Here is a 5,132-nt window from a genome sequence, read left to right on the forward strand (position 1 = left end):
CCGTGTGAGGTTTCCCGTATGCTCCGTGGGAGGTTTCCCGTATGCCCTTGGGAGGTTTCCCGTATGCGGTCACTTGAGAAAATTCAGTAAAACAAAAGGCTTAACCCCTACTTTTGAGAGCTGAACACTATTATATTAAACACTAACTGATATAAACACAGTGCCTACGGCTTGAGATTATGTAAATTTTTGAGTGAAAAAGACGGAAAAAACCAACGAAGGTGAGCAGTCCATACGTTTAAGCTTACCAAATTGGATTGGATAAAATCAGGCCGCAAAGTGCAGCTACACGCGGATAAACAACGATACAAAATCCATATAGGTTCCGCGCCGCCCTGTTTTGGGGCCGCACCATACGCAAAATTTTCGCCGGAGAGGCCCTAAATTTGCTCGTGTAGGCGCTTTAGAGCGTTTTGGCTGGTCAGGTGTCGGATTGCCCACCTTGGCGCTTAGAGGGCCGTTTTTTGCCCGCCTTCGTTTTCGACCTGTTTTTAAGCTTGCTGATTGCCTCGCCAGTCGCCTTGCTGAGAACTTTTAGAAAGTCGGTTTCAAACCAGTGTTCGCGTATCTGGTAGCGTTTCCCGTCAATCGTCGCGCTCAAGCCTTCGTCGTCTTCGGAATACGGTCTATTGCGATCATCAACACGGGCGTTGTGGAAGTCTGCAAATCCGAGTCTGTCCAGCGGATCGAGGAAGTCCACGTCATCGACAATCGGCCCATTGTTAGGATCGATGTTGCGGGTTCGGACGGAGATTACGCCGATGAAATCCTCACGACCATGGACCACCCGTTCTATGTCGAGGGCAAAGGCTGGCTGGAAGTCCGAGAGCTGACGGTCGGGGATACACTCAGCACGGCCGACGCAGATACCTCCGGCGCGCTACGCATTAAAGCGATCACGCAGGAAGGCTATGCTGCGACCACTTACAACCTGACGGTTGCCAATGCTCACACCTTCTTCATCGGCGAGCAGAAGGTGTGGGTCCACAACACCGGACCGTGCGACGCAATTAACAATGCGCTTGCAGGTCGTACCGACATCCGCGCTCCAACAGACAGTGATGCAGCGCACTTCGGTCTTCAGAGGTCAAATGGCTCGGACACGCTCTACGATCCCGAAACTGGCATTAACTACGCCGTCAGTTCAGACGGTTCTGGTCTGTTCGAGGTGTCTTCCGCAAAAGGGTTTCTCAACGACGTTCTTCAAGGTGCGCGCTCTGCTAGTGGCATCGCGAGCGTAAAGATTAATCCTGAAAAGCTTACCCAAGTCAGTACAAATCCAGGCACTGCGCAGTCTCGTGTCAACTTGTCAATCGTCACACTTGATGGCGGAAAACAACGAGGCTGGGACTACGCCATAGGCCGACATGGCAAAAGCGCTACCTCTGGTCCGACCAAGAGTAAGTTCCAGATTGAGGATAGTGAACTTAGATCACTGCTTCAGCAAAGAGATGTTGTCCAGTCGCAAGTTTACAACGTCAAGCACGAATCTGGTGTGATTGAACAAGGTAAATTTGCCCGGCAAATTGACGCCGGAAGAATAATCGGGATAGACCAGAAGGGTAAGCCAGTTAGTACACTCACTGTTTTGACGGATAGACGTGGAAACTTGATAAATGTGTTTCCGGGCTTGCTGTAATTTGGAGGCCACCCGTGCAAGGAATTGCCGTATATCGTAGGTTTGGAGACGAAAAACGCCTATACGCTTGCAGTCATCCGCGAAATGGAGATTACTTAGAGCGGGAAGAAGAATTTGAAAAATTCTCTGTGCTATCTGAAGTTGATGACTGTGACCCCTCAGGATTTTACACGGAAGAAACACTTTCAGCTCTTTTGAATGATCTTCGTGTCACGATCTTAGAGGCAGCTAAAAGTGATGACGTTGAAATTTTAGAGCATTTAGAGGAAATTTTAAACATGTGCAAGTGGTGCATGAACAACATCGATTATTACGCACTAATAATATCTCCCTACGAAATCGTATCTGCGTGCGACCGCAGTAACGAATTCAATTCAATTGCAGAGATCGAAGAATCGACCTCAAAGAAAGATATAAGCTGAAACCGAAAGCAACACACATTACGTGACGTGAGCTTGAGTGAACATATTGCTCTTTCGAAGCCAGTGGGAAACAGTGTCATAGCCCCTCAAACCCTTTCGGTAACCGTCCAGCGAAGGCGCTCTATTGAGCGTTGTTAATTTGTGCCACGCTGCTGCGCAGCGTAGTTCCATTGCAGCAGTTCGTCGAGGCGTGTGATTTTCTGGTCGGCGATGCGGCCAAGCACCCAGGTAAGCCAGACCTGCGGGTCGATCTTGTTCAACTTGGCGGTCTCGATTAGGGTATAGGCAATGGCAGCTGCCTGCCCGCCGCCCTCGGAGCCGACAAAGAGGTAATTCTTGCGGCCCAAGGCGACGGGCCGCATCGCTCTTTCGGCTGAATTATTATCCAGCTCCAGGTAACCGTGATCGAGATAGGCGCGCATTTTTGGCATACGGCCAAGGGCGTAGCGGATGGCAACGGCCAGGTCGGATTTGCCGGAAACTCGGTGCAATTGGGCTGCGAGCCAAAGTTCCAGATCGTCGAATATCGGCTTTGCGTCGTTCTGGCGAAGGGCAACCCGTTCGTCTGGAGACTTCCCTCGCGCCTCCTTCTCGACCTTGTAGAGCAGTGCGATGCGCTTGATGGCTTCTTCGGCGATCTCGAGCCCGCTGGCCTTGAAGATGTCAACAAACTTGCGCCGAACATGGGCCATGCAGGCGACCTCCCTCACACGCCCACTGCCCAGAAGTTTGTTGAAGCCAGGGTATCCATCCGCATGCATCCAGCCTTTGAACTGACTGAGGTGATCGGCGGGGTGCTTGCCTTCACGGTCTGGGCTGAACTGATACCAGGCCGCCGGTGGATCGCCGCTCGCCCATGGCCGCTCATCGCGAACATAGGTCCAAATGCGGGCCTTGATGCATTTCTTCTTTGCCTGCATCCGGATCGGGGTGTCGTCCGCAAAGACGGCCTGGCCGTTGCGCACGTACCGGCCAATCGCATCGGCAAGTGGTTCCAGAAGCTTTGCCGACTGCCCCACCCATCCGGCCAGGGTCGAGCGGCTGAGGTCAATGCCTTCCCGCGCGAAGATCTGGCTTTGGCGGTACAGCGGGCAATGATCCGCGTATTTGTTGACAAGAACATGCGCCAGCAGACCGGGGCCGGGTCGTCCACGCTCAATCGGGCGTGAGGGCAATGGGGCCTGCACGATCTTCTCGCAGCACTTGCAGGCCATCCGGGGGCGCACGATCCGGTTCACGACAAACCTGCCGGGGATGTATTCCAGCTCCTCGGTCACATCTTCGGAAATGGTGCGCAGCTCGCCGCCGCAGGCGCATTCCTCGCCCGGTGACAGCACCTCCTCATTGCGCGGTAACTCGGGCGGCAAAGGCTTGCGCTTGGGTCTCTCTTTCTTGTCGGCACTGCCCTCGTCGTCTGGGGGCGTAATCCGGGCCGCCGCTGTCTCCTCTTCCTCAAGCTGAAGATTGAGTTGATCAGAAGCCTCAGATCTTGATCCAAACCGGTGCTGTCGATGCCCCGCAAGTTGATGCTCAAGCTTGGCGATCTTCAGGGCTTGCGCCTTGACCGTATCCAATAGCCCCTCCGCGGTCTCACGCAGCTCAGTGGGGTCAGACGGTAGCGATTTCGGTGCATCCAGCATGGCTCATCTTATAACTCAATGGCATGCCAGTGTGAATCCTATGGCGCTGGATTTGTTGATAAATTACCCGTCGTAAGAGGCTGCCACGTTCGCTTGGGCATCCGCCAGTCAATACCCTCCAGCAGCATCGCGAGCTGTGCAGATGTCACCGACACCTTGCCATCAGCCGGTGACGGCCACACGAACCGGCCTTTCTCCAGGCGCTTCGAAAACAGACAGGCACCCTGACCGTCCCACCAGATCACCTTGATCAGATCGCCGCGACGGCCCCGAAACACGAACAGATGTCCCGAGAACGGATCTTCCGCCAATACGCCTTCGGCCAGAGCCGACAAGCCATTAAACGCCTTCCGCATGTCAGTGACGCCTGCGGCCAGCCAAACCTTCGTGTTCGCCGGAACCGGGATCACGTTGTCAGCTTCCGGATCAGTGCAGCTAGGGTACCAGGATCATAAGGTCCGGTGACCGTCACCCGATGGCCTCCGGCAAGCTCGATCTGCAGCTCGCCGGAAACATCAGTGGCTGACGCATCGGGCACAGTTGGTTCAATGATCTCGACAGGCAGGAACCGGCCCACATCTTCGCTGTCTGGCTGCGCCGCGAATTCCGGATCTTTCAGCCAGTTGAAGACCTGGTTCGCGTTCACATCGTAACGCCGCGCCACCTGGCTGACAGATACGCCCGGAAAACGCGTCTGCCCACAGATCATCCGCTTCTCGTCGTCGCTCCAGTTCCTACGCCGTCGCCGCTTCGCCATTCAAAACCCGCTAATGTCCACTTATTCCTAATGGACATTATCTCTCATTAGCGGGTCGCGTCAGAGCCGGTTCGCCAGACGCTTACGTTCTTGGCTTCAATTGGGGTTTCAAACCAGAACGTGTCTGGCCCCCTCATCAACTTACTGATGGTGAGGTGGAAGTGGTTTGCATCTGCGCCTTTGGTTGCGGCGGTCAATAATATCTTACCAATGCCGCGATCTTCGTGCTTCTCGGCGTCAACGTCAGATGGATACCCACGCTCCAGAATGACATCCTTCTGAAGTTTTCGCTCTTCGATAATTGCACGTTCTTCGTCGTTGAAATCGACTGACAGTTCGACGCCGTGGTGTGTCTTTTTGAAAACCATTCCGGTTTTCTTCTCAACGTGTTTAATGCCTACTTTCATGGTGCTAACCCCCTCGAATTAAAGCGTGGTGTTGAGCGTCTGCACTGTCTCTACTCAGCCATTTGTCGTGCAGAAAATTCTCACCCACCTGTTGCAGAGTAGAGAACCGATAGAACTGATTGAGCGCCGCAGTTGGTGAGGTCAGCGCTTTGCGCATGTTTCCAACTCGCGTGTCGCTATCCGTGATTACCAAGAGGGTGAAGGACGCAAAGTCGCCCCACTGCTGGTAGCGTTCGGCCACCCGTTGGCTTTTGATGTAGCGGTCGT

General features: G+C 53.9%; 7 protein-coding genes. 2 read left to right on the top strand and 5 right to left on the bottom strand.

Features of this window, described 5'->3' with window-relative positions:
• Positions 1-556: 556 nt before the first annotated feature.
• A complete protein-coding gene (locus AB8B75_RS18940) occupies positions 557-1,639 on the top strand; it encodes a polymorphic toxin-type HINT domain-containing protein (protein ID WP_405364383.1) in 1,083 nt (360 codons plus the stop codon).
• Positions 1,640-1,653: 14 nt separating this feature from the next.
• On the top strand, positions 1,654-2,061 hold the full coding sequence (locus tag AB8B75_RS18945) for a hypothetical protein (RefSeq protein ID WP_405364384.1): 408 nt from the start codon (positions 1,654-1,656) through the stop codon (positions 2,059-2,061).
• A 134-nt stretch (positions 2,062-2,195) separates the two neighbouring features.
• Here the strand turns inward: AB8B75_RS18945 and tnpC are convergent, their stop codons facing one another.
• The 5 genes from tnpC to AB8B75_RS18970 all read right to left on the bottom strand — a co-directional run.
• The gene (gene tnpC, locus AB8B75_RS18950; RefSeq protein WP_405364385.1) at positions 2,196-3,701 is read right to left on the bottom strand and encodes an IS66 family transposase; all 1,506 of its coding nucleotides are present in this window, start codon (positions 3,699-3,701) and stop codon (positions 2,196-2,198) included.
• A gap of 38 nt (positions 3,702-3,739) precedes the next feature.
• Positions 3,740-4,111, bottom strand: coding sequence for an IS66 family insertion sequence element accessory protein TnpB (tnpB, locus tag AB8B75_RS18955; protein WP_405364386.1), 372 nt, complete (start codon positions 4,109-4,111; stop codon positions 3,740-3,742).
• The gene (tnpA, locus tag AB8B75_RS18960) at positions 4,108-4,458 is read right to left on the bottom strand and encodes an IS66-like element accessory protein TnpA (RefSeq protein ID WP_405364387.1); all 351 of its coding nucleotides are present in this window, start codon (positions 4,456-4,458) and stop codon (positions 4,108-4,110) included. Before tnpA ends, tnpB begins: the two co-directional genes overlap by 4 nt.
• Before the next feature lie 47 nt (positions 4,459-4,505).
• Positions 4,506-4,865: a hypothetical protein gene (locus AB8B75_RS18965; RefSeq protein WP_405364388.1), complete on the bottom strand. Its 360-nt coding sequence runs from the start codon at positions 4,863-4,865 to the stop codon at positions 4,506-4,508.
• Between the two features lie 4 nt (positions 4,866-4,869).
• Positions 4,870-5,132, bottom strand: a 263-nt coding sequence (locus AB8B75_RS18970; protein WP_405364389.1) for a hypothetical protein, incomplete at its 5' end; no start/stop codon positions are given.

This window comes from Roseobacter sp., assembly GCF_045106495.1.
Classification (GTDB): Bacteria; Pseudomonadota; Alphaproteobacteria; order Rhodobacterales; family Rhodobacteraceae; genus Roseobacter.

Coding starts and splice junctions, on each gene's coding strand:
- tnpC (WP_405364385.1), bottom strand. CDS start 3,701: ATGCTGGATGCACCGAAATCGCTACCGTCTGACCCCACTGAGCTGCGT.
- tnpA (WP_405364387.1), bottom strand. CDS start 4,458: ATGGCGAAGCGGCGACGGCGTAGGAACTGGAGCGACGACGAGAAGCGG.
- AB8B75_RS18965 (WP_405364388.1), bottom strand. CDS start 4,865: ATGAAAGTAGGCATTAAACACGTTGAGAAGAAAACCGGAATGGTTTTC.